Origin of the sequence: Desulfovibrio oxyclinae DSM 11498 (assembly GCF_000375485.1) — a bacterium.
Taxonomy (GTDB): Bacteria; Desulfobacterota; Desulfovibrionia; order Desulfovibrionales; family Desulfovibrionaceae; genus Pseudodesulfovibrio; species Pseudodesulfovibrio oxyclinae.
Genome location: NZ_AQXE01000029.1, coordinates 1 through 1893, shown reverse-complemented (window position 1 = coordinate 1893; position 1893 = coordinate 1). Strand labels below are relative to the sequence as shown.

Genomic DNA, 1893 nt, shown 5'->3' with positions numbered 1-1893 from the left:
GGAAACAGCCCAGATCGACAGCTAAGGTCTCCAAATCCATACTAAGTGGGAAAGGTGGTGGAGTTGCTGATACATCCAGGAGGTTGGCTTAGAAGCAGCCATCCTTTAAAGAAAGCGTAATAGCTCACTGGCCTAGCGATTCTGCGCCGAAAATGTAACGGGGCTAAGTATGGTACCGAAGCTTCGGGTTCGTCTTTTAGACGAGCGGTAGGGGAGCGTTCTCAGATGGGATGAAGGCAAATCGTGAGGTTTGCTGGACTAATGAGAAGTGATTATGCTGGCATGAGTAACGATAAAACGGGTGAGAAACCCGTTCGCCGTAAGCCTAAGGTTTCCTGGGTAAAGCTAATCTGCCCAGGGTAAGTCGGCCCCTAAGGTGAGGCTGAAAAGCGTAACCGATGGGAAACAGGTTAATATTCCTGTACCTGTACATGTGTGCGACGGAGGGACGCAGGAGGATAGCTGATCCGGGTGTTGGATATCCCGGTGCAAGCGTGTAGGCTTGAAGGGTAGGCAAATCCGCTCTTCTTTAAGGCCGAGACGTGATGCCGTGTCATTTACAGACTGAAGTCAGTGATTCCATGCTGCCTAGAAAAGCTTCTAAGTTTAGCATGTGCAGACCGTACCGCAAACCAACACAGGTAGGCGGGTCGAGCAGACCAAGGCGCTTGAGAGAACTCTGGTTAAGGAACTCGGCAAAATGATCCCGTAAGTTCGCAATAAGGGATGCTCCCGCGTGTGATATGACTTGCTTGTTGAGCACGTGAGAGCCGCAGCGAATCGGGGGGGGCGACTGTTTACTAAAAACATAGGTCTCTGCGAAGTCGTAAGACGAAGTATAGGGACTGACGCCTGCCCGGTGCCGGAAGGTTAAGAGGTGGAGTTAGCTTCGGCGAAGCTCTAAATCGAAGCCCCGGTAAACGGCGGCCGTAACTATAACGGTCCTAAGGTAGCGAAATTCCTTGTCGGGTAAGTTCCGACCTGCACGAATGGCGTAACGATCCCCCCACTGTCTCAACCAGAGACTCAGTGAAATTGAATTCCGGGTGAAAATGCCCGGTACCCGCAGAAGGACGGAAAGACCCTGTGCACCTTTACTACAGCTTGACATTGGTATTTGGTTTATCATGTGTAGGATAGGTGGGAGACTTTGAAGCGGGCACGCCAGTGTTCGTGGAGTCACCCTTGAAATACCACCCTTGATAATCTAGGTATCTAATCCAACGCCGTTATCCGGCTTGGAGACAGTGTCTGGTGGGTAGTTTGACTGGGGCGGTCGCCTCCCAAAGAGTAACGGAGGCTTGCAAAGGTTCCCTCAGGCTGATTGGAAACCAGCCGTCGAGTGCAAAGGCATAAGGGAGCTTGACTGTGAGACAGACATGTCGAGCAGGAACGAAAGTTGGTCTTAGTGATCCGGTGGTTCCGCATGGAAGGGCCATCGCTCATAGGATAAAAGGTACGCCGGGGATAACAGGCTGATCGCGTCCAAGAGTTCACATCGACGACGCGGTTTGGCACCTCGATGTCGGCTCATCACATCCTGGGGCTGGAGCAGGTCCCAAGGGTACGGCTGTTCGCCGTTTAAAGTGGTACGCGAGCTGGGTTTAAAACGTCGTGAGACAGTTTGGTCCCTATCCTCTGTGGGCGTAGGAGAATTGAAGAGGGTCTGCCCCTAGTACGAGAGGACCGGGGTGGACGAACCTCTGGTGTTCCTGTTGTCACGCCAGTGGCACTGCAGGGTAGCTATGTTCGGCACGGATAACCGCTGAAGGCATCTAAGCGGGAAGCCATCCTCAAGATTAGTTCTCCCTGGACTTCGGTCCCTGAAGATCCCTTGTAGACTACGAGGTTGATAGGCCGGATGTGTAAGCGCAGCGATGTGTTCAGCAGACC

The 1893-nt window shown here is 52.7% G+C and carries 1 rRNA gene; it reads left to right on the top strand.

The features are described 5' to 3' along the window. Nucleotides 1–1893: ribosomal RNA gene (locus B149_RS0115980) — 23S ribosomal RNA — on the top strand; the annotation flags it as partial.